This window comes from Blautia sp. AF19-10LB (genome assembly GCF_003461245.1).
Taxonomy (GTDB): Bacteria; Bacillota; Clostridia; order Lachnospirales; family Lachnospiraceae; genus Blautia_A; species Blautia_A intestinihominis.
In genome coordinates this window covers 254-22,745 of the sequence record NZ_QTWS01000004.1, presented here as the reverse complement: position 1 = coordinate 22,745, position 22,492 = coordinate 254, and the positions used below count along the sequence as shown (strand labels likewise).

The following is a 22,492-nucleotide window of genomic DNA, read 5'->3' as shown; positions in this document are numbered from 1 at the left end:
CGGAAGATCCGCCTGAATAAAAGCGTGAAAAAGGAGTCAGATTATGGTAAAATTAACAGTAAAGATCGTATCTATGCAGGACGCAGATAAATTTAACAAACTTTGCAGTAAATTTGACTGTGATATGGATCTGCAGAGCGGTAAATATTATGTAGATGCAAAATCCATCATGGGAATTTTCAGCCTGGACTTAAGCAAGCCGCTGATCCTGAATGCAGGTACGGAGGATGAGCAGAAAATAAAAGAAACATTTGCAGATTTTATTGGAGAGGAATAAGGAATAATCATGACACGAATTTTGAAAGAGAGAGCATTTTCCGGCACCACAGATCCGAAAGTTCAGCCATGGGAGACAGAACACCGCAAGGTTGCACGCCGTGCGGCAGCAGAAGGAATCGTCCTTCTTAAGAACGAAGACAATCTTCTTCCCCTGAAAGCCGGAAGCAACGTTGCACTTTATGGCGCAGGCGCAGGAAGAACCATCAAAGGAGGAACAGGTTCCGGAGATGTCAATGAACGTGAAAATGTTTCCGTTTTCCAGGGAATCAAAAACGCCGGATTTCAGGTGACAACAGAAGACTGGATCGCAAGTTACGACAAGATCTACGAGAATGCACGCCAGGAATGGAAGAGAAGTATCCTTTCAAAAACGGGTGAAGGCGCGGACACCATGGATTTCTTTTCGGTATACAGCACCACTCCATTCAAAATGCCAGCCGGAGATCAGGTACAGAAACCAGCTGAGGACGCAGATACGGAAACAGCAATCTATGTTCTAAGCCGGATCGCAGGAGAAGGTTCCGACCGTACTGCTGACAAGGGCGATTATTATCTGAACGACGACGAATATCAGATACTTGCAGACATCTGTGCATATTACAAAAATGTCATTGTTCTGATCAATGCAGGCGCACAGGTGGATCTTTCCTTCATGGATGAATTCGAGAACATCAAAGCACTTCTGGTGATCGTACAGCCTGGCATGGAAGGCGGAAATGCAGTTGCCGACATCCTTTCCGGCAAGGTAAATCCATCCGGCAAACTTGCAGATACCTGGGCATATGAATATGAGGATTATCCGAATTCTGAGAAGTTTTCACATAATAACGGAAATGTGCAGACCGAGCTTTACGAAGAGGGAATTTATGTAGGATACCGTTATTTCGATACCTTTGAAGTTCCGGTCCGCTATGGCTTCGGATATGGACTTTCCTATACAGACTTTGAGATAAGCAACTACCGTCTGGTAAAAATATCCGCTGAAAAGATCAGCATTTCAGCATCTGTAAAGAACACAGGCAAAGTGTCTGGCAAAGAAGTCGTACAGGTCTATGCATCCCTGCCGGGAGGCACTCTGGAAAAAGAAGCACACCGTCTGGCAGCTTACGCCAAGACTGCCGAACTGAAACCTGGCGAAACAGAAGAAGTCACCATGAAAGTGACAGTAGATGCACTGACTTCCTACGATGAAGAGAGCGCAGCATGGATCCTGGAAAAAGGCTTCTACGGCATCTGGATCGGAAACAGCCTTGCCAGTGCGAAACTCTGTGGAGGCATGAAACTGGATGCCACAGTGACGAAACGTCAGGTCAAAAACCTCTTCCCATTGAAACAGGATCTGGAAGAAATCGTACAGGAACCATCCAGAACAGCAAAACGCACAGAAACAGCAGAGAAACTTGCCGGAGAGCAGGCGATGACCGTTCTGGAACTTCATGCGGCAGACATTACGACAGAGACTGTAGAATATAAGAAAAATGCCGACCTCTATGAGAGAGAGGCGATGGATTTTGTAAATACCCTGACAGAAGAAGAACTGATCGATCTGGCAGCCGGAGACCCGGGCAAAGCACAGGGGGGAAACCTTGGGGCAGCAGGCATTTCTGTTCCGGGTTCTGCAGGAGAGACACACCGCTGTGCTGTAGATAAAGGACTTGCAAGCATCGTCCTTGCAGACGGACCGGCAGGACTTCGACTGATGAAATATTATCATGTCAATGAAGGCAGCATTGTCAGCATGCCGTTCGAATTCAGTCTGGAAGGTGGATTATTCTATGATGATTCCAGAGAACTTCCGGGGGAAAGATATTATCAGTACTGTACAGCGATTCCGGTAGGAACTCTGCTTGCACAGACCTGGAACCAGGAGCTGATCCGCGAAGTCGGAGCAATGATCGGAACCGAGATGGAGCACTTCGGCGTGACACTCTGGCTGGCACCGGGAATGAACATCCACAGAAATCCGCTCTGTGGAAGAAACTTCGAGTACTACTCAGAGGACCCATATGTATCCGGAACGATCGCAGCAGCTATGACAGAGGGCGTGCAGTCCAATTATGGATGTGGAACAACGATCAAACATTTTGCATGCAACAATCAGGAAGACAACCGTATGGGATCAGACAGCGTTGTATCTGAGCGTGCACTTCGCGAGGTTTATCTGAAAGGATTCGAGATCGCGATCAGACAGACACAGCCGATATCCATCATGACCAGCTACAACCTGATCAATGGTGTTCATGCAGCAAACAACTATGATCTCTGCACAGAGTCCGCAAGAAATGAATGGGGATTCAAAGGTGCGATCATGACAGACTGGACGACTACAGAACAGGGAGATAACTGTACAGCATCCGGCTGCATGAGAGCAGGAAACGACCTGGTAATGCCGGGCTGCTTCGGAGATCACGATAATATGCACAAAGAACTGGCAGAGGGAACTCTTAAGATCGAAGACCTGAAAGCGTGTATCGCACGACTGGTGAGTGTGATCTGGAAATCTAACCAGTATCTTCAGTAAAAAATAAATGAGATAGAAACGGGACAGCAGTAGTGAAAGCTATATGTTGTCCTGTTTTTGTGCATGTTTTTGGTTTACAAGATGGCAAGTTCAGTATATGATAGAGAATCAGTGAACGAAATACAAATGGAGAAATCATGGACGACAGAAATTATACAGATCTGTATGCAACACTACAGAAAGAAACGACAATACTGACGGCGCAGATCCGTGCCCTCTACCGGGAACTGGATCGGAAATTTCATCTTCGCGGAGCCCAGATCCCGATCACTTTTGGATTTGAAACAGACACTCTGGGTTCCTATACAAGAGCAGGGCATCATGAAAAAGAACACTTTCATTTTTCCCTTCTCTTCGTAGGATACGGGGTAAAAAATCCTCTTACAAAAGAAGAACGGATGGATCTCTACAGACACGAATATGCCCACTACATGGAACATCATATCACGATCCCACGTGAATATCAGTGGCAGCCAGGACTTCACGGAAGCGCGTGGAAATACTGCTGTTCTCTGGTAGGGGCCGCGCCGACACCTTACTACAAGGCAGGGGAAGCCCTGATGAAACATGACTACGAAAAGAAACTCAAAAGTCCGATCCACGACAAGACTGTGGCAATCCGTGACACATATAGGAGGCAGCAGGAGCACAAAAACAGTCAGGCAAGTATCGTGAAATATGAGGTGGGAGAAGTGATCTGTCATCCGAAATTCGGAGAAGGATGCATTGAAGAAATCGAACAGGGAGCAGGTTCCGTAAGCCTTCATATCCGGTTTGGAGAAGAACTCAAAGTCATCGACCAGAAATGGCTGCTCCGCACAAAATACCAGAAAAAAGAATAAAAACAGAGACCTGAAAAGGAAGAATCGGCCATGCGAAACTGCCTTTTGAGCTCTCTTTTATATTGCACAATTATTTTATACGAGCATATAAATTGCAATGCAGACAGAACTGGTGCATGCCGGATACGGCAGGTTCCCACATGACAGGTAGTCCGCTGTATATCTGCCTGCATTTATGTGGCCCTTAAGTTCATTTCTGAACTGAGTTTCCTCAGGTCCGCATAAACACATGAGGTTCTACGTTTTACTGCAGGGACTTTTGCCTCCAGCAAAGACCTTTCCGTTACCGGAAGGGGGTAAAAGTTCTCTGATAAAATATCTTGCTCCAATATTGTACGATGCTGACAAGTCACAATTATATCGTTTTCCTGTCTGAAACACACACAGGCTGTGAGTTCTTGAATCATGGGCAACCGTTCCTGTTCCATCATACGCAAGCCTGCTGGTATTCCATGCGCAGATCCTTGATATTCTCATCCCGTTTCTGTGTGCCTGATGCTCACAGCGTTTCTGGATATCCCGTTTTCTCCACAGATGCAGTCTCTGTTTCTTTCTCCCGGATATCTTTCCTTTTGTCTTCAGGTATTCGAAAACAATTATATCTGCATGGTTCTCATATACAAGTTTCGGCTTTCCTTCTATCTGGACTGATTTTTCCAACAATCTCATTCGAGTTTTGGAAGAGGATACGCTTCCCAGGGCATGCTGGATGGCTGCCCTTCTTAGGTAGCAAGGCATCTTTGGGAAAAGAACATCAAAATCAAAACGGGTCTGATTCTTTTTCGTTGTATGTATCAGGTGTTCTGCTTCATTGAAACGTTTCTTAGCTTTTTGAATACTTTCCAGTTCTTCCCATACCTGCTCATAAATTTCTGTCAGATAGCTGACAGCAGACCTGTAAACATCCAGCGTCTGACGTATCGGGATATTATGTTTTCGTAATTCTACGCCATAGCTGGATGTAATCTTCATATCTGCTTCTTAACCTTTCTATTTTATACTGATATGAGCAAGTCCTATTTGTTCTTACACTTTCTATTATACTCTTTATTCAGTCCAATAAAACTCCCTTTTTTCTATTTTTTTATAAAAAATTTGCGTGTTTGTAAAGTAGATAAACGACAGTTTTTTGGAGCTTCCATTGTAAAAGCAACTGCTTGGATACAAAAAAATGTAAAATTTTGTAGGATGCGCCCGACAGAGCATGATATAATAAGAAAAGATTGGTATTATTGATTTTTGTAGAGGGCAAAATGACACTGGAAGAACTGATAGAGGCATATCTGGACGTGGCAACCTACTTCGAACATATGTAAGAGATGAAACTACAGCGAAAGGAAGGGATAAGTATGGACCGTTTGATTTTTCATATAGATGTAAACAGCGCGTTTCTTTCCTGGGAATCCGTGCGAAGGATAGACCAGGGACTGCCGGATCTTCGGGACATTCCGGCATGCATTGGCGGTGATCCGAAGAAGCGTACCGGAATCGTAGTAGCCAAATCCATTCCGGCAAAAAAATACGGAATCCAGACAGGAGAACCGATGGCAATGGCACTTCGGAAATGCCCGGATCTCGTGATCGTACAGAGTGATTTTGAGCTCTATGTGAAATGCTCCAGAGCGTTTAAAGAGATCTGTGCTTCCTATACACCGATCATGGAATCCTTTTCCATCGATGAAGTTTTTCTCGATATGACAGGAATGTCCCTGCTTTATCCGGACCCGATCGCAGCCGCCCATGAGATCAAAGACAGGATACACAGAGAACTGGGATTCACCGTAAATGTAGGCGTATCTACCAACAAACTGCTGGCAAAGATGGCATCCGATTTTGAAAAACCAGACAAAGTCCATACCCTTTTTCCAGATGAGATCGAGACAAAAATGTGGCCGCTTCCTATCCGAAACCTGCTCTTTCTTGGCAAAGCATCTGAGAAGAAACTGAACGAAATCGGCATCCATACAATCGGTGATCTTGCCCGCGCAAAAGAGACTGATATCCAGGCATTACTGGGCAGCAAAAACGGACACCAGCTCCACCAGTATGCCCTCGGAAACGATGATTCTCCGGTCAAAGAACAGGCAGACGAAGCAAAAGGATTCAGCGCAGAAACCACCTTTAATGAAGATATTATCTCGCTGGAACAGGTCTTCCCGATCCTTCTGGAACAGTGCGATATAGTAGCCACAAGAATGCGCAGGCAGCAGAAAAAATGCCTGTCCGTAGCCGTCACATTCCGTACCCTGGACTTCAAAAAGAAATCCCACCAGGCAACCTTCCAGAATGCAACAGATGTGACAGACGAGATATACAAACAGGCCAAAAAACTCTTCCGCGAATTCTGGAAAGGCGAACCCCTCCGGCTGATTGGAGTAGCACTCACGAACCTTTCCGACGACGAATACGAACAGTTATCCTTATTTGAAAACACCGAAAACAAAGAACGCCACCGGAAACTGGACGCGGCACTCGATACGATCCGGCAGAAATACGGCAACGACAAGATCACCCGCGCGAGCATCATGAACAGCAACTCCGGCATCGCGCGAAAAGCCCGCGCACAGATGCAGAATGAACTCGAAACAAAACGCGGCAGACAAGCGAAGAAAGGCACAGACGACAATGGAAATATTTGACATCATAGACGAAAAAGGAAATCCCACAGGCAAGACAGTAACCCGCGAGAAAGCACACACAGACGGCATCCCTCACCGAACCGCTCACATCTGGATCATCCGCCAAAAAGATGGAAGAACCGAAGTTTTACTCCAGAAACGCTCCAAGAACAAAGACTCCTTCCCCGGCAAATTCGACACCTCCTCCGCAGGTCACATCCAGGCCGGAGATGAGCCCCTGGAGTCCGCACTCCGCGAACTCCACGAAGAACTCGGCATCCAGGGCACTCCAGTCCAGCTCCAATTCGCCGGAACTTTCCCCATCTCCTTCGCCAAAGAATTCCACGGCAAACTGTTCCGCGACGAAGAACTAGCCTTCGTCTACATCTACAGCCAGCCGGTAGACATCAATGACCTTGTTTTACAGAAAGAAGAAGTAGAATCTGTAGAATGGTTCGACCTCGAAGACACGTATGAAGAATGCCAGAAATCCCGAGACAAATTCTGCGTGCCGAGCGGCGGGTTTGAGGTGGTACGGAGATTTTTGAGAAAGAAGCAGGTGTAAAAAATGCAGATCAGTTTATTATTAATGGAAGAAATCATAAAGCTTTTTGTGATCATGTTTATGGGATATACAGTTGTAAAAGCCGGACTTATGAAGTCATCGGAGAGCAAAAGCGTGTCCGTGATCATGGTTTATCTGGTCATCCCGTGCGTGATTCTGAATGCCTTTCAGGTAGAATACACACCCGATGTTCAGAAAGGCCTGCTTCTGGCATGCGCGGCAGCAGTTGCAGTACATATCCTGTTTCTGCTCCTCACCGCAATCCTGAAAAAACCACTCCATTTAGACGTGATCGAACGCGCAACGCTCATCTATTCAAACGCAGGAATCCTCGTAATCCCGCTGGTACAGGAATTACTTGGTCAGGAATACGTCATCTACTCCAGTGCCTACATTGCCGTCCAGCTCATCCTGATCTGGACTCACTGCAAAAATATGCTCTGCGAAGAAGAGAAACTCGAGTGGAAAAAAGTACTTCTGAACGTAAACATCATCTCCATCATAGCCGGAGTAGTACTGTTCATCTTCCGAATCCAGCTCCCCTCCGGAGCCCAGGACGTCCTGAACATGATGAACAACATGATCGGTCCACTCGGCATGCTTCTGGCAGGAATGGTCATCGCAGAAGTCCCACTGAAAACTGTATTCACCAGAAAAAGAATCTACCTTTCCGCCGCACTGCGCCTGTTCATTTACCCGGTGTTTGTTTTGGGATTGATGAAAGTAATCCAGACATTCGCCAGCATACAGGATTCTAAACAGATTCTTCTGACTGTCTACCTCGCCTCCATAACACCCGCCTGCGCAACCGTCACTTCCATGGCACAGCTCTATGATAAAGACGCGGCGTATTCCAGTTCGCTGTATGTATTAACGACACTGCTGTCGATCGCGACTATGCCGGTGATGGTGGGATTGTTTGAGATGGTGATGTGAGGAAATTGAATAATTGAGATTAGAGATTGAGACACTGACTGAGAGGTTGGTGTCTTTTGACATAAAAAAAGGTTGCAAAAGGCAACCTGTAATAATCGGGACGGGGAGGATTTGAACCTCCTAAGCGCGCTTGAACCAGTATTTTAAGGAGAATAGATAAATTGACCACCCCGTACGCGCCGTATACCACCAATTTATTGTTTGAACACATAGGCATCTCTCCCTTTAAAGCGATAACAATTTGTATTATCATTAAAAATAGAGTGATTATCTCCGCTGTGACTCCAAGACTCAGAAAGCCTAAAATACTGAGTTCTAACAAAATATAATAACAATAATACTGTATAATAAAATTGTTGGTATTGCAAGCGCTTTTTAGGATATTGAAGAAATGAATAAACATAACTATTCAGTAGGTAGTATCCCGCGAGGTGTTTTGGCATGTTTTTGCCAAAATCCCGAGACATACAAGGCAAAATGCCATCACCGAAGGTGATTTGGAATGCATTTTGACTCGTAACTGTGAGGGTACTGAACAGTTACGAATAAACAATAATTGAGCCTGAATTACTTAGGACAGTTGAGTTAAAGGAAAATAAAGATGATATTAAAGTAAGTAAAGATTTACAAGAAATAAATAGAGTAATGGCATTGGATATGAATAATTATCTAATGCCAAGGACATGTATGATGTACAAGATTATGATGATCCAGAGGAGTTTTATTTTGATCATATGGACGAATTTGAAGATGTTCAGGATGCAGAGGAGTATTGGGAAGAGTCACAGTAGAGAAAATGAACAAAATCCCCGTAATCTCTGGTCAGATAAGCGGATAAGGTGTATACTAAAAAAGTTACACTTGTTTATTAAATTTATGGATGAGGGGAAATATGAAAGTACAAAAAAGACTATGGATCGCATTGGTTACCTTCGGGCTGTTTGCCATTGTTTTTTCTGCATGGATATATAATCAGAGCACGTCGAGAGAGAAGCTGTCTTTTGACGGTACGGTGACATTTGAAGCGACGCAGGAAGTGGATGGCGAGATCAGGACAGAGAATATGGTTTTGCCGGAGGAGTTTAATGGACAACGGTCGCTTTTGTTTAAAACAACGCATACAGCTGTTGAGGTCCTTCTTGACGGTGAGGAAATTTACCAGTATGGCAGAGATGAAAATACCCCCAAATTTCTGAAATCACCGGGTTCTTGCTGGCATATTGTAGATCTTCCAGAGAATAGTGCAGGGAAAAAACTGGAGGTACGGATACTTCCGGTATATTCGAAATACTATGGAAATGAGTTTTCACTTTCTTTTGGAACGAGGGGCGATTGTGTCCTGAGAATTCTGAAAGACAGTTTCGGGATATTGCTTATCAGCTGTGGGATTTTGTTTTCTGGGACAGTCAGTCTGATTTTGTACTTTTCGAGTATGAGAAAAAAGAACAGAGCAAAATCAGTGGGCAAAAATGAGATTTTATTGAATCTTGGAATCTTTTCTTTGCTGATTGCGATATGGTCATTGCAGCAGTGTGGATTTATGCAGTTTCTGATCCCGGATGGAAGAACTCTTTATTTTGTGGATCTTTTTTCCTTTTTGCTATTTCCGGTGCCATTTACTTTTCTTTTATATGATATCTGCAAAAGCAAGTATCGTAAAGGCGCGTTATACCTGGCAATTTTGTTCCTGCTGAATATGGCAGTACAGGTCATACTTCAGTGTGCAGGAATCATAGATATTTTCCTTATGCTTCCGATGACGCATATATTAATGCTGGTTACAGTTGTCTATACATTGATGCTGATTCATTATGAGGCAGAAAAAATAGAAAATGAAGCAGCACGGGAGTTTAAGTATCCATTGTATATCATAATGGTATCTGGTGCGGCAGAACTTGCTTTGTATTATATCAGAAATTTTGAAACTACGTCCATATTCCTTCCGCTTGGAACCATGGGATTTATTGTTTCGCTGATCTGGATACAGGTATACAGATATTATGACCAGTATGTTCAGAAACAGAAAATTGCATATCTGCAGAAGATGGCAAATATGGATATGCTGACGGAAGCGATGAACAGAAATGCCTACGAAAACATGATCAAATATCTGGATGAGCAGGAAATTGAGCTGCGGACGACAGGTGTTGTATTACTTGATGTAGATAATCTGAAAGAGATCAATGACAATTTCGGACATGAAAAGGGAGACGAAGCACTGAAGCTTTGCTACCAGTGTATCCGGCGTGCGTTCAAAAATGAAAAAAACTGTTTTCGTATTGGCGGTGATGAGTTTGCATATGTGTATCATAGTGAGGAAAAGGAACAGATTCCTGGCTGCATAAATGTACTGGAACGGACTCTGAAAGAAACGTCACGTGATCTTAGTTATCAGTTGAGTATTTCAACAGGATATGCATATTATATTCCGAATACAGATATTGATTTTAAGGACATAGTAAGACGAAGTGATACGATGCTGTATCGCCAGAAACGCAGGAAAAAAGTTGCAAAGACAACGGGGACGGAAAATACATTTTCCTATATGGAAAAACATCCTGCAGAAGATATTATTGATGAAGTGATCCTCCACGAGAAAAAATATCAGGATATGCCGTTGGATGAGCTTTGCAGTATGATTGATCTTATCAGTCCTACCACCGATAATTATCCGTATGTTATAGATTTCAGGACAGATTATTATTATATTGCGCCACAGGCACTGGAGCGATTCTGTATTCCGAAAAATGCTTTTCACAAGGTAATGGAGTATCACAGAGATTTTGTCTATGGGCCTGATTATGCAAAGCTGAAAGCAGAATTTGATGATCTGCTAAGTACAGAGCGCTGTACTCACAATATGGAGTATCGCTGGATGGATCTGAAAAAAAGGCCTGTCTGGATCAAATGCAAGGGACATTTGATACGTGATGCCAAAATGAAGCCTCTTTATATGATTGGCTGCATCAATGAGATTGGTGGAAAACAAAAAGCGGACAATGTCAGCGGGCTTTTGGGTGAAACTGGTTTCCGTGAATACATAAGTAATCCGGTTCCGACCTGGAAGAAGGGATATCTGTTGCGTGTTGGAATTGATCATTTTAAAGAAATTAATGAGAAATTCAGTATGGAATATGGAGACTTTATACTGAGAGAAACAGCGGCATGTATTTCTTCGTGTATGTCAGAAAAACAAAGAGTATATAAACTGATGGCAGATGAATTTTTAATTCTGGATGTTTCCTCGGATGATACAAAAGAGGCAGGAAAACTTTTTATAAAGATCAGAGAGTCCATCGATCAGTTTGTTGAAGAAAATGATTTTGAGGTAATGTATACAATTTCAGGAGGAAGTCTGGCTCTGCACAGTTCTGAGAATATTGAATATTCAAAAGTTATGAAGCTGACGGATTTTTCATTGAATGAGGCAAAGAAGCGCGGAAGAAATCGTTGTTATATATTTGATGAAAAAGACTATAGTCGGTTTATTCGAAAAGGAGAAATTACACAGGAACTCAGAGAGGCGACAAGAAATGGATTCCAGGGATTTGTGGCATTTTACCAGCCAGTGATCGAAGCTAAAAGTGGCAGGCTCAGTGGAGCTGAATCATTGATGCGTTTTTCTTCTTCAAAGTTTGGAATGGTATCTCCAGTAGAATTTATTCCAATTTTGGAGGAGACAGGCCTGATCATTCCGGTAGGACGCTGGATGATGAAAGAAGCAATGGAAAAATGTAGTCAGATCAGAAAAGTGATTCCTGGATTTAAAGTCAATATAAATATTTCCCAGGTACAGGTATCAAAGTCAGATGTGATCATAGATATTGCAGACGAGATGGAAAAAGCAGGACTTTCACCGGAAGCAATGAATATTGAACTGACGGAAAGTGATCTGCTGGAGGGAGATATTAATACGCAGCATTTCCTAAAGGAATTAAAGCGTATGGGAATTAAACTGGCACTGGATGATTTTGGAACCGGCTATGCTAATTTCCATTATCTCAGTGAACTTGATCCGGAGATCATCAAAATTGACCGTTCTTTTACATCGAGTGCTGTGGCAGATGAAAAAGAGTATTATCTGCTGAAACAGTTCTGCAGGATGATCCATAATCTTGGCTTGAAGATTTGTATTGAAGGTGTTGAAAACCAGGAAGAATGGGCAAAGATCCAGAAGCTTGAACCAGATTTCGGACAGGGATTTTTCTGGGGAAGACCTTGTGGCTATGATGAGTTTGTAAGACAATTTATAGAGAAGAAATAAAAAATATCCGGTATAGAAACATAAGCGTTCTGTATCGGATATTTTTTTCTGTATTACATATCGAGGCACTGATGCTGGTTAAATGCTAAGCAGGAAAAGTGCCAGAAAAATGATTCCCATTGCGATCCATTTGTTAAGTGATAAACGTTCCTTAAAAAAGATCATACCTGTAATAGTAACAAACACAATGGTACCGATGTTATATACAGGATATACGATGGTTGCCGGCATTTGTGAAAGTGACAGTAGCAGAAATCTGGCGGAAAAATAATTTGGTATACCGATAAGTGCTCCCCATCCGAGATCAGCGAAAGTAAAACGCTGCTTCTTGTAAGTCTTTATAATCAGGCTGCACAGGAATGCGAAGAGAAATGTACAAAGCAGGTACAGATCCTTCAGGGATGCTGAACCACATTTGTCGTAGATGTTTGCAAGAGAATCCGTGAAACCTCCGGCTGCTAACAGAATCAATAACAAAGAAAACTGGTAAGAAACATTTTGATTTTTGACTTCGTTCGGATTCTGATTAATGATAACGACGGAGATCAGTGCAAGACAGATACCGGCAATGGAGGTAAGGGTCAGGGTTTCATGAAAAACTACAACAGCCATAATGGTTGGTACGATAACGCCAAGTTTCATAAATGTTGTTGATAATACAATGCCGTTTCGGTTTATATTGACCTGAAGCAGAATAAAATTGACAAGGTACATAATTCCGCTGATGAGTCCCATGCCTATTGGAAAAATCACTCCTTCTGAAAATGCGGATGTGTTGACACGTAAGCCAAATAATATGGCTAATAAGATACAGACAGCATAATTTGAGAGAAACATGGTCATATTGTTTCGGATGTGCTTGTCTGAAAGACGCATTGTAATTGATACGAATGCACTGAAAGTGATAGATAGTAATAAATAATACAATTTTTCCTCCCTGTGTGAAGGCAGATCCCGATGAGGATGATACCTTTTTATTTGTAAAATCAGAATTCAGTGTAACATATCAGGCGGTGGAGGGAAAGAAGTTTTTTGTGAATAGCTTTACTGTAAAAAGCTTCCATGCTATGATTATTTTTATCAATGATGATTTCTCTGAATATTGAGATAGAAGGGATTACAGTTATAGAAGCATCATTCGTATTTGGCAGAAATCCGATCTGCGCAGGTGAAGTGGAATCTGTCTGAGGGGACAGAGGAAAGTATGGTCCGTTTTCTTCCGGTAATGCAGACGGATACTCTTCTGAAATACAGAGATCAGGTGTTGATCATAGATACCAAGTATTATGAAAAAATCCTGAGAGATCATTATGATAAAGCGATACTGCATTCTGAAAATCTGTATCAGATTTTTACCTATGTAAAGAATCAGGATGTGACAGGCAACGGGAAAGTTTCAGGACTACTGTTATATGCCAGAACGGAAGAAGCAATTTCGCCGGACGGAAGTTACATGATGGATGGGAATAAGATTGGTGTGAAAACATTGGATCTGAATAAAGAGTTCAGATGGATCGCAGTACACTAGAGTTGATTAGTTTGAAATACAGAAAAAATAATGAATATACGTTACAGTAATGGAAAAGAAAGGAATGAAAATTTTATGAACATACAGATATTTGGAACCAAAAAATGTAGCGATACCAGAAAAGCAGAGCGCTTTTTCAAGGAGCGCGGCATCAAATATCAATTTGTTGACATGAAAGAAAAAGGTATGAGCAAGGGTGAAGTTACATCGGTTGCACAGGCAAATGGTGGTTTGGAAAATATGATCAACTGGGAAGGCAAGGATAAGGATACGCTTGCGCTGATTAAATATATTGCGGATGAGGACAAGCTGGCAAAGATACTAGAGAATCCGCAGGTGATCAGGACACCTGTAGTTCGAAATGGAAAGCAGTCAACGCTTGGATATCAGCCGGATATATGGAAAGGGTGGAAATAGGATATGGCATTGTGGGCGATGGGGGATTTTCATCTGGCATTTTCGGTGGATAAGCCGATGGAAGTCTTTGATCCGATATGGAAGAATCATGAAAAGAAGATCCAGAAGTATGTCACAAAATGTGTGAAGGATACAGATACGATCGTGATCACAGGAGACCATAGCTGGGGGAGAAATCTTGAAGAGTGCGAAACGGACCTTAAATTTATTGAGGAACTTCCCGGGCGGAAGATCCTGCTCCGTGGAAATCATGACATGTTCTGGGACGCAAAGAAAACTGCCAGATTAAATGACAGCTTTGAGGGCCGGCTTCAGTTTCTTCAGAATAATTATTACAATTACGGAGATTATGCGCTGGTCGGAACCAAGGGATATTGTTATGAGGGAAAAGATTCAATAGAACATTTCCTGAAGATCAGGGAGCGGGAGGTGGAGCGGCTGAGGACATCGTTTGACAAAGCAAAAGCAGACGGATATTCTAAGTTTATCATGTTTTTACATTACCCCCCGACGACCATCGGAGAGCAGGAAAGCCCCTTCACGCAGATGGCAGAAGAATACGGCGCAGAGCAGGTGATCTATTCTCACTGCCATGGCAGGGAAAGATATGATGACAGCTTCAAGGGAGAGGTAAATGGAATCATGTATCGGCTCGTTTCATCAGATTATCTGAGGTTCAGACCGGAACGAATTTTATAAAGTCAGAAAAGAGGAAAAACTATGAAAATCGTAATCATCAACGGAAGCGCAAGAAAAGGAAATACTTTAACAGCAATTAATTCTTTTATCAAAGGGGCATCTGAAGGAAATGAGATTGAAGTCATTAATCCGGACAAACTGAATATCGCTCCATGCAAAGGCTGCGGCGCCTGTCAATGTCATAAGGGCTGTGTGGACAAAGACGACACAAACCCGACCATCGACAAGGTCGCAGCAGCAGATATGATCCTTTTTGCAACACCGGTTTACTGGTGGGGAATCACAGCACAGATCAAACAGGTTATCGACAAATGCTATTGCCGTGGCATGCAGATGAAAGAGAAAAAAGTCGGTATCATTGTTATTGGCGGTGCTCCGGCAGGGGATAAACAGTATGATCTGATCAAGAGCCAGTTTGACTGCATAGCAGACTATCTGGCATGGGATGTTCTGTTTTACAAACCATACTCCGCAAATGGCAAAGATGAACTGGCGAAAGATATTGAGGCGATGAAAGAGTTTGAGATGTTAGGAAAAGCACTGGAGAAATAAGTGCTCAGAAGAGAGGGGATAGTGATGATAAGAGTTTTATTCGTTTGCCACGGCACTCTTTGAAAGCTTCGCCAAAAAGCCAGTAAAATCACGGTCTGGAGGGCATAGGCGGTTAGAAAATAACCCGAAAATAACCCACGGTATTTTGTGCAGATATTACATGTAAATATAGATGATGTTTGGGATGCAACATGATAGATGAGCTGTAAGATTTTGGAAAGAGAAATCTTATGGCTTTTTTGCAAACAAATAGAAGAGAAAAATAGTGTTAAAATGTAAAAAAATATTTTACAATATTATTGATAAATACTCTTTATTTGAATATAATTAGGGTAGAAAAGAGAAAAGGAGGTCATCACAATGAAGTTTGATGAATTATTTGAACAGAGAAGTCTGGTGGCTTCGAAGTTAAAAGATTGTATTAGAGATATGGGGTATACAAAAGTATCCTTTGCGGCAAAGGCAGATATTTCACGACCAACTCTTGATAAGTTGCTGAATGGTAGTATAGACAGCAAGAGTTCTTTTGATCGCCATTTGCAGAAAATACTGAAATTACTCAATATGACGGTAGAAGACTTGATGTTGTATCATTCAGCTCCCTCAAAGCTCTCTACAGCAACGGTGTATTCACAGAACGCACCGATGGATCATGAAATGAACGAAACAGCAAAGAAGCAGTATAATTTACTTCTTGATGTAATTGATTTGTGTGCGATTTATTATTAAAGGTACCTATAATTTACCGAATAGCAGTTTTGTGTCAATCGAAATGAAATGGAGATGTGGATTAGATGAGTGAATTAATTACTGCCCAAAACTTGGAGCTTGTTATAAAAAAGAATCATGAGATTAAAGAGGAAGTTCTAGCACAGGCAATTAGACTCCAGACAAATCCATCTATAATGAAAGTTGCATCAGCTCCACAACTTGCACTACTAATTTTACAGGGCTTTGGTTTGATTCAGATGCCTATAGAAGATAAATATTGGAGTGGTGCTATATTTGTTAAGGACGAAAAGATTATTCCTGTTATAAATACTGCACTCCCCAGAGCAAACCAATATTTTACAGCGTGGCATGAGATATATCATTTGATATTTGATAAAGTATCATTTGACCATTTTATTGAAACTGATAATACACTAGAAGAGAGAAAAGCGGAGTATTTTGCAGCATGTATGCTGTTAAATGGTGTTGACAGGTATTTTACAGAACTTCCGGAAGCAGAGTTTGTTTCAAAAATATTCCATTGTATGTCAACATTTCAAGCACCATATAAAGCAGTGTTGGTATCTTTATATGAATATGCTATACAAAGTGAAAATGAAAAGCTTTGTGGCAAAATCAAAGAAGTATTTGACCTTCAGTTTGATGATTTACCAAACAGATTCAGAATGCTTGGATTGGACGACAGTCTGGTATGCCCTTCTTATGTTGTCAATACGTCTTCTTTACAAGAAAAAATAAAGAGGACAAGAGATGAAAATCCTGAGCTTCGTTATCATGAAGATAATGAGGAGTATTTAAAGAATATTATGGCTGAAATAGCTCTGATAACAAGGAGGAGCGAATGATAGATATAGAAAAAATTGAAAACATAGATGATAAAAAGCATATCGCTCTTTTAGATACTTCATCAATCTCTTTTATGCAGGGACTGAAAATGAAAGGCATACAACCAGAGGACATATTGAAAGATTATGATTTGATTCTGATTCCGGAATGGGTGTTAACTGAAATAAATGATGCTCCGGGAAGAGCTAATTATGTACAAGGATTAATAGAAATGGGATACCCGATATACTGCATTAAAGAGGAATCATATTCGGATTTAACAAATAACGAAGAAGGAAATCTTTATCAGATAGTCCTGGCATCAACGCACCAGTTGGCAAGAATCAGAAGCTATTTGCGTCGTCATGTTGAAAAAGTGGATCCGCTTGATATGGAAGCATATGAAGAGTGGATTCAAAGGTTATATGATGAATGGCCAATTTCTGAAGAGATGCTGTCTACTGGTAGAATAAAAAAGAAAAATGCTGGTGAGGTATCAATTACGATTTTGTCTGAGATAATATCATGGTATTACCCTGAAACAAAGACACTGACTATATATTCTCAAGATGGTGATACATATGATTTTCAAAGAAAAGCAGAGACTGATTTAAGAAAAGTATTTGCTGCAAAAGCGCCTGTGCCAATATCTTACAAGAGTAATGATGCTATATTATGCCAACTTGCAAGAGAAGGAAAAATCAATATAGATGATATTAATGAATATAGAAAAGATGTACGGAAAATCACATATAGTAAAGAACAGGATGATCATGCAATCGTATTGGTTACGGAATTAGTAAATAACGAATTGTTTGCAAAACTTGTTTCTGATAAAACTGTGCATATTATTTTTTAAAGTTGTGATGCTAAATTTGAATTACAATGTCCCTCGGGATCTCCCTCGGAATGTCCCTCAGAAAAAATGACAATGACGTCAGGAATAAGTTCCAAGGCTGTAAAATGTCACATTAATGATATAGATGATGTTTGGGACGCAACATGATAGAATGGTTACAAGAAAAATTTGTAGGAATATAAAGATATGGAATTAAGATTATTACGCTATTTTTTGACAGTAGCAAAAGAACAGAGCTTTACAAAAGCAGCAGAACAATTGCATATTACCCAGCCAACGCTTTCCAGACAAATGGCGTCATTTGAAGAGAACCTGGGAATAACATTATTTATTCGAAGCGGGAAGAAAATTACACTTACTGATGAGGGGATTCTATTAAAAAGGCGTGCCCTGGAGATCCTTAATCTTGAGGAAAGGACGCTTAAGGAACTGAACAGGAAAGAAGATGTTGTGGAGGGTACCATAACCATTGGCTGTGGTGAATTTGCGGCAGTAGAAACATTGGCGAAAATATGCAAAACATATAAAGAAAAATACCCACTGGTTCAGATTGTACTTCATACTGCAACAGCAGATACGGTGTATGAGATGATGAATAAGGGTCTTGTAGATATTGCGTTATTCATGGAACCGGTTGACACTGAAGGGCTGGATTATATTCGGATTTCGGATTGTGACCACTGGTGTGTTGGAATGCGCCCAGATGATCCGCTGGCAGAAAAAGAGTTTATAAAAAAAGAAGATCTCATTGGAAAACCATTGATTCTGCCAGAAAGAATGAATGTTCAAAGCGAACTTGCCAATTGGTTTGGGAAAGACTTTTCGAAACTGCAGATTGCTTTTACAAGTAATCTTGGAACAAATGCCGGAGTTATGGCGGCAAATGGACTGGGGTATCCGGTATCGATCGAAGGTGCTGCAAAGTATTGGCGGGAGGATATTCTTGTACAGCGAAGAATTTCTCCTGAAATCACGACAAGCACTGTGATTGCCTGGAGACGGAACATCCCATATTCGCTGGCAGTCCGTAAAATAATAGAAGAAATAAATGCTTTTCGGGCATAAAACAAAATTCAATATAAGCATTAGACATAATGAGGCGATGGAGCTTAAAATAGATGTGTAAGATGAATGTGAATCTTATACATCTATTTTTTCTGTGAAAAATACGCAAGGAAAGAGGTTTTGTATTATGTGTAAAAAATTAGTTGCATTTTTCAGTGCAAGTGGAACAACAAAAAAAGTAGCAGATATGATTGCAGAGGAAGCAAAAGCAGACTTATTTGAGATTGAGCCGAAGATTCCATATACAAAGGCTGATCTTGACTGGATGGATAAAAAATCCAGAAGCAGTGTGGAAATGAGTGATAAGAAATACAGACCGGAGATTATAAAAAAAGAAATGGATATGAGTTCTTATGATGAGATCCTTCTTGGATTTCCAATCTGGTGGTATGTGGCTCCGACAATCATCAATACATTTTTGGAAACTTATGATTTTGGCGGTAAAAAGATCGTGCTTTTTGCAACATCCGGTGGAAGCGGATTCGGTAATACTATAAAGGAATTACAGCTGTCCGCGCCAGATGCAGTTATTACAGAAGGCAGCTTGTTAAATCGTGGAACTAAACAGGAAATCAGTGATTGGGTAAAATCTTTATAAATAACAGTGCTATGGAGGGATACATAATATGGGAAAAATAATACAGACAGCAGGAAGAAATGCACTTGGTGAATTTGCACCAGAGTTTGCACATTTTAACGATGATGTGCTTTTCGGTGAAAACTGGAATAACCAGAATATCGATGTAAAAACAAGAAGTATCATTACAGTGGTTGCTCTGATGGCTTCCGGAATTACGGATTCTTCTTTAAAATATCATCTTCAAAATGCAAAAAATCATGGTGTGACACAAAAAGAGATTGCTGCAGTGATCACACATGTCGCATTCTATGCAGGTTGGCCAAAAGCATGGGCTGTTTTCAATCTTGCAAAGGAAGTATGGGAAGCAGGCGAAGGAGATTTGCCATACGAAGAGGAAGCAATGTGTGCGCATGCAAAAGAAATGATGTTTCCGATTGGTGCACCAAATGATGGATTTGCACAGTATTTTTCCGGCAGAAGTTTTCTTGCACCGATTTCTACTTCTCAGGTTGGAATTTTTAATGTGACATTCGAACCTGGATGCAGAAATAACTGGCATATTCATCACGCAAAAAGTGGCGGAGGACAGATTCTGGTATGTGTTGCCGGAAGAGGATATTATCAGGTAGAAGGTAAAGAAGCTGTAGAAATGAAGCCAGGCGACTGCATCAATATTCCGACAGAAGTGAAACACTGGCATGGCGCCGCACCGGATGAATGGTTTAGCCATCTGGCAATAGAAGTTCCGGGCGAACATGGTTCTAATGAATGGCTTGAACCGGTAAGTGATGAAGAATATGGGAAATTACAATAGGAAGGTGAATGAAATGTTTGATAATAGTATTGTATTGAATAATGGAGTGAAAATTCCACAGCTCGGTCTTGGAACATGGTTTATTGATGATGATAAGGCTGCTGATGCTGTAAAAGCAGCAGTAGAGATTGGCTATAGACATATTGATACGGCACAGGCATACGGCAATGAGCGTGGCGTGGGTGAAGGAGTAAGAACTTGTGGTATTCCGCGTGAAAAGCTGTTTGTTGTATCAAAGGTTGCAGCAGAGCATAAAACCTATGAGGAAGCAATGGCAGGAATCAATGAGACACTTGAAAAGATGGGACTAGATTATCTTGATATGATGATTATCCACAGTCCGCAACCTTGGGTAAAAGTTAATCAGTGTGAAGACAGATATGTAGAGGGAAATCGAGCAGCATGGAAAGCTCTTGAGGATGCTTATAAGGCAGGAAAACTTAAGGCAATTGGAATTTCCAATTTTCTGATTGAAGATATTGCAAGTCTTCTTGAAACAGCAAAGATTAAGCCAATGGTAAATCAGATTCTTCTTCATATCAGTAATACGCCGATAGAGTTAGTTGAATATTGCCAGAAGAATAATATTGTTGTAGAAGCATACTCACCAATTGCGCATGGTGAAATATTAAATCAATCGGAGATAACTACGATTGCAAAGAAGTATGGTGTGACTGTTCCACAGCTCTGCATTAGATATACGCTTCAGCTTGGTGCAATTTCTCTGCCAAAAACAAGTAATCCTGAACATATGAAGAGTAATGCAGAACTAGATTTTGAAATTAGTGCTGAAGACATGGAACTGTTAAAGAATTTTAAGAAAATTAAGAGCTATGGTGACAGTGGGATTTTCCCTGTTTATGGTGGAAAGATGTAAGAAATATAACAACAATCTAACAATCCGTTGGTAATCTAAATATTGAATAACAACTTAATATCATTAATAGCAAAGCTATAAGATTTCAAAAAAAGGAGTCTTATAGCTTTTTTTGCATTTGCCCATTGTATTTTACCCTCTGAGCGTTTCGTTATATGAGGGCGTAACAAAGAAAGTCTGATGCAGTGGCAAAGAAATTTTTTCGTGCTCTCAATTGAATCCAGGCCTGATTCATGGGGCATTCCGGGGCAAATCAAGGAGAAATAAAACTATGATAAAAATACTTTTCATCTGTGGATTATGCAATGGATTTGATAGAAAATGGTGGTGCTAGAATGGTAGATTACACACGTAATCAAGCAATACTATGAAAGTATAGAAATGTTAAAAAGTTAGAAAATAATATAAATATGTAAAGTGGATTATGGTGTTAAAACATGGAAAGAAGAAAATAGATTTGTTGTCGATGGCGTGGTATATTAATTGTAGTTGAAGGAGAGTAGATAAAATATCTTTCTGTCGCTGAAAGGCGAAAAAGTGGAATGTATCGGAGCGTTTGAACAAGCCACTGAATTTGTTGGATATTTTACGTGATGAGAAGATAGTAAAATATTCTGGTGATCATAGATCATACAAGATCAGCGTTGACAGCAAAGCTTATTAAAGTACGGTACCAATGATTTAAGGAAAGAATGGTTTGTTGTTGGCGATTACAAGAAAATGCCTAATGAAGTCTGGAAAAGGGATACCGTATTGACAGAAGATATAGATATAAAAGTTAATCTCGATAATACAGAAGGAGAGATATTATGGCATCAAATTTTAGTTTTCTGGAAAAATACTGGATAGAACTGGCTTTGCTGGGAGAAACGGCAGAATCTTATTTGTATAGTGATCCAAATGCCTGTATTTTTAAAATTGGAATGTTGGCAGAGCAGATAGTTCGGGGAATATTTGCCTATGAAAAAATTGAATTACCTGAAGATACCAGACAGTCCAATTTGATTCGCGTACTTAAGTACAGAAGCATCATTCCTGAAAATATTGACAATATTCTGTATTCCATCAGAAGGGCAAGAAACGATGCTGTCCATGTAGGATGTGAATCAACGGACAGGGCAAGGATTTTGCTAGAGATGGCATATAATTTAACCTATTGTGCTACTTCAAATAAATTATATGAAAACCTGTAAATGCGCAAAGAATCCCTGTAATTATTGGAAAACTAAAATTTTTAGAATATCAATTCCTTGATTTTTCCAAGTTCGCAGGATTCATTGAAAATACTGTTTAATGCAATACAGAGATTGTACGCCAGTACTTTATTGACCAGGCGGGTACATAATCCCTGAAAGCTTTTGGCCAGCACTCTTTCTGCATTTAGTTGACCAGTTAGCTGTGAAAACACAGTTTCTACCCGCCTTCTCTGTTTGAATATTAATTGACGCACAGATTTTGTCCAGTTTTCTTTACTGTTAGAACGCTTCAGGGCAAAAAGGCAGATATTTTGCTCCTGCAT

22 protein-coding genes are annotated in these 22,492 nt (G+C 40.9%); 19 read left to right on the top strand and 3 right to left on the bottom strand.

Going from position 1 to position 22,492, the window contains the following annotated elements; genetic code table 11:
* Positions 1 to 43 precede the first annotated feature (43 nt).
* The 3 genes from DWX28_RS03865 to DWX28_RS03855 all read left to right on the top strand — a co-directional run bounded on the left by DWX28_RS03865 (position 44) and on the right by DWX28_RS03855 (position 3,642).
* Positions 44 to 277 carry an HPr family phosphocarrier protein gene (locus tag DWX28_RS03865; RefSeq protein ID WP_118251899.1) on the top strand — a complete coding sequence of 78 codons (234 nt, stop codon included), beginning with the start codon at positions 44 to 46 and terminating at the stop codon, positions 275 to 277.
* Positions 278 to 286: 9 nt separating this feature from the next.
* Entirely contained in the window at positions 287 to 2,800 is a 2,514-nt protein-coding gene (locus tag DWX28_RS03860; RefSeq protein WP_118251898.1) for a glycoside hydrolase family 3 protein, read from the top strand.
* 137 nt (positions 2,801 to 2,937) lie between these two features.
* Positions 2,938 to 3,642, top strand: coding sequence for a hypothetical protein (locus DWX28_RS03855; protein ID WP_118251897.1), 705 nt, complete (start codon positions 2,938 to 2,940; stop codon positions 3,640 to 3,642).
* 237 nt (positions 3,643 to 3,879) lie between these two features.
* Here the strand turns inward: DWX28_RS03855 and DWX28_RS03850 are convergent, their stop codons facing one another.
* The gene (locus DWX28_RS03850; RefSeq protein ID WP_243002322.1) at positions 3,880 to 4,614 is read right to left on the bottom strand and encodes a hypothetical protein; all 735 of its coding nucleotides are present in this window, start codon (positions 4,612 to 4,614) and stop codon (positions 3,880 to 3,882) included.
* A gap of 377 nt (positions 4,615 to 4,991) precedes the next feature.
* On the opposite strand from DWX28_RS03850, the gene DWX28_RS03845 reads away from it, so the two are divergent.
* The 4 genes from DWX28_RS03845 to DWX28_RS03830 all read left to right on the top strand — a co-directional run bounded on the left by DWX28_RS03845 (position 4,992) and on the right by DWX28_RS03830 (position 12,025).
* On the top strand, positions 4,992 to 6,281 hold the full coding sequence (locus DWX28_RS03845; protein WP_118251896.1) for a DNA polymerase Y family protein: 1,290 nt from the start codon (positions 4,992 to 4,994) through the stop codon (positions 6,279 to 6,281).
* Entirely contained in the window at positions 6,268 to 6,825 is a 558-nt protein-coding gene (locus tag DWX28_RS03840) for an NUDIX hydrolase (RefSeq protein ID WP_118251895.1), read from the top strand. Before DWX28_RS03845 ends, DWX28_RS03840 begins: the two co-directional genes overlap by 14 nt.
* Before the next feature lie 3 nt (positions 6,826 to 6,828).
* Positions 6,829 to 7,761, top strand: a complete 933-nt coding sequence (locus tag DWX28_RS03835; RefSeq protein WP_118251894.1) for an AEC family transporter — start codon at positions 6,829 to 6,831, stop codon at positions 7,759 to 7,761.
* Between the two features lie 892 nt (positions 7,762 to 8,653).
* On the top strand, positions 8,654 to 12,025 hold the full coding sequence (locus DWX28_RS03830; protein ID WP_118251893.1) for an EAL domain-containing protein: 3,372 nt from the start codon (positions 8,654 to 8,656) through the stop codon (positions 12,023 to 12,025).
* 78 nt (positions 12,026 to 12,103) lie between these two features.
* Here the strand turns inward: DWX28_RS03830 and DWX28_RS03825 are convergent, their stop codons facing one another.
* Positions 12,104 to 12,952 (bottom strand): DMT family transporter, encoded by an 849-nt coding sequence (locus tag DWX28_RS03825; protein ID WP_022213319.1) that lies wholly within the window; start codon positions 12,950 to 12,952, stop codon positions 12,104 to 12,106.
* Between the two features lie 217 nt (positions 12,953 to 13,169).
* Here DWX28_RS03825 and DWX28_RS03820 point away from each other — a divergent pair, with 217 nt between their 5' ends.
* The 12 genes from DWX28_RS03820 (at position 13,170) to DWX28_RS03765 (ending at position 22,166) form a co-directional block, all read left to right on the top strand.
* On the top strand, positions 13,170 to 13,553 hold the full coding sequence (locus tag DWX28_RS03820) for a hypothetical protein (protein ID WP_118251892.1): 384 nt from the start codon (positions 13,170 to 13,172) through the stop codon (positions 13,551 to 13,553).
* A gap of 75 nt (positions 13,554 to 13,628) precedes the next feature.
* Positions 13,629 to 13,970, top strand: a complete 342-nt coding sequence (locus DWX28_RS03815; protein ID WP_022213321.1) for an arsenate reductase family protein — start codon at positions 13,629 to 13,631, stop codon at positions 13,968 to 13,970.
* 3 nt (positions 13,971 to 13,973) lie between these two features.
* Positions 13,974 to 14,669, top strand: a complete 696-nt coding sequence (locus DWX28_RS03810) for a metallophosphoesterase (RefSeq protein ID WP_022213322.1) — start codon at positions 13,974 to 13,976, stop codon at positions 14,667 to 14,669.
* Between the two features lie 21 nt (positions 14,670 to 14,690).
* Entirely contained in the window at positions 14,691 to 15,221 is a 531-nt protein-coding gene (locus tag DWX28_RS03805) for a flavodoxin family protein (protein WP_118251891.1), read from the top strand.
* Positions 15,222 to 15,581: 360 nt separating this feature from the next.
* A complete protein-coding gene (locus DWX28_RS03800) occupies positions 15,582 to 15,950 on the top strand; it encodes a helix-turn-helix domain-containing protein (protein WP_015513317.1) in 369 nt (122 codons plus the stop codon).
* A gap of 65 nt (positions 15,951 to 16,015) precedes the next feature.
* Positions 16,016 to 16,798 carry an ImmA/IrrE family metallo-endopeptidase gene (locus tag DWX28_RS03795; RefSeq protein ID WP_118251890.1) on the top strand — a complete coding sequence of 261 codons (783 nt, stop codon included), beginning with the start codon at positions 16,016 to 16,018 and terminating at the stop codon, positions 16,796 to 16,798.
* Entirely contained in the window at positions 16,795 to 17,637 is an 843-nt protein-coding gene (locus DWX28_RS03790; protein WP_022213325.1) for a hypothetical protein, read from the top strand. The genes DWX28_RS03795 and DWX28_RS03790 overlap by 4 nt, the downstream gene beginning before the upstream one ends.
* A 186-nt stretch (positions 17,638 to 17,823) precedes the next feature.
* Positions 17,824 to 18,702 (top strand): LysR family transcriptional regulator, encoded by an 879-nt coding sequence (locus DWX28_RS03785; protein ID WP_118251889.1) that lies wholly within the window; start codon positions 17,824 to 17,826, stop codon positions 18,700 to 18,702.
* A gap of 127 nt (positions 18,703 to 18,829) precedes the next feature.
* Positions 18,830 to 19,300, top strand: a complete 471-nt coding sequence (locus tag DWX28_RS03780; RefSeq protein WP_118251888.1) for a flavodoxin — start codon at positions 18,830 to 18,832, stop codon at positions 19,298 to 19,300.
* Positions 19,301 to 19,328: 28 nt separating this feature from the next.
* A complete protein-coding gene (locus DWX28_RS03775) occupies positions 19,329 to 20,096 on the top strand; it encodes a carboxymuconolactone decarboxylase family protein (RefSeq protein WP_118251887.1) in 768 nt (255 codons plus the stop codon).
* Positions 20,097 to 20,109: 13 nt separating this feature from the next.
* Complete coding sequence (locus DWX28_RS03770; RefSeq protein WP_118251886.1) at positions 20,110 to 20,973, top strand: aldo/keto reductase; 864 nt, start codon at positions 20,110 to 20,112, stop codon at positions 20,971 to 20,973.
* An 809-nt stretch (positions 20,974 to 21,782) separates the two neighbouring features.
* Positions 21,783 to 22,166, top strand: coding sequence for a DUF4145 domain-containing protein (locus tag DWX28_RS03765; RefSeq protein ID WP_118251885.1), 384 nt, complete (start codon positions 21,783 to 21,785; stop codon positions 22,164 to 22,166).
* A 41-nt stretch (positions 22,167 to 22,207) separates the two neighbouring features.
* On the opposite strand, the gene DWX28_RS03760 is transcribed toward DWX28_RS03765, so the two are convergent.
* A partial coding sequence (locus tag DWX28_RS03760) for a transposase (protein ID WP_147342074.1) occupies positions 22,208 to 22,492 on the bottom strand: 285 nt, incomplete at its 5' end.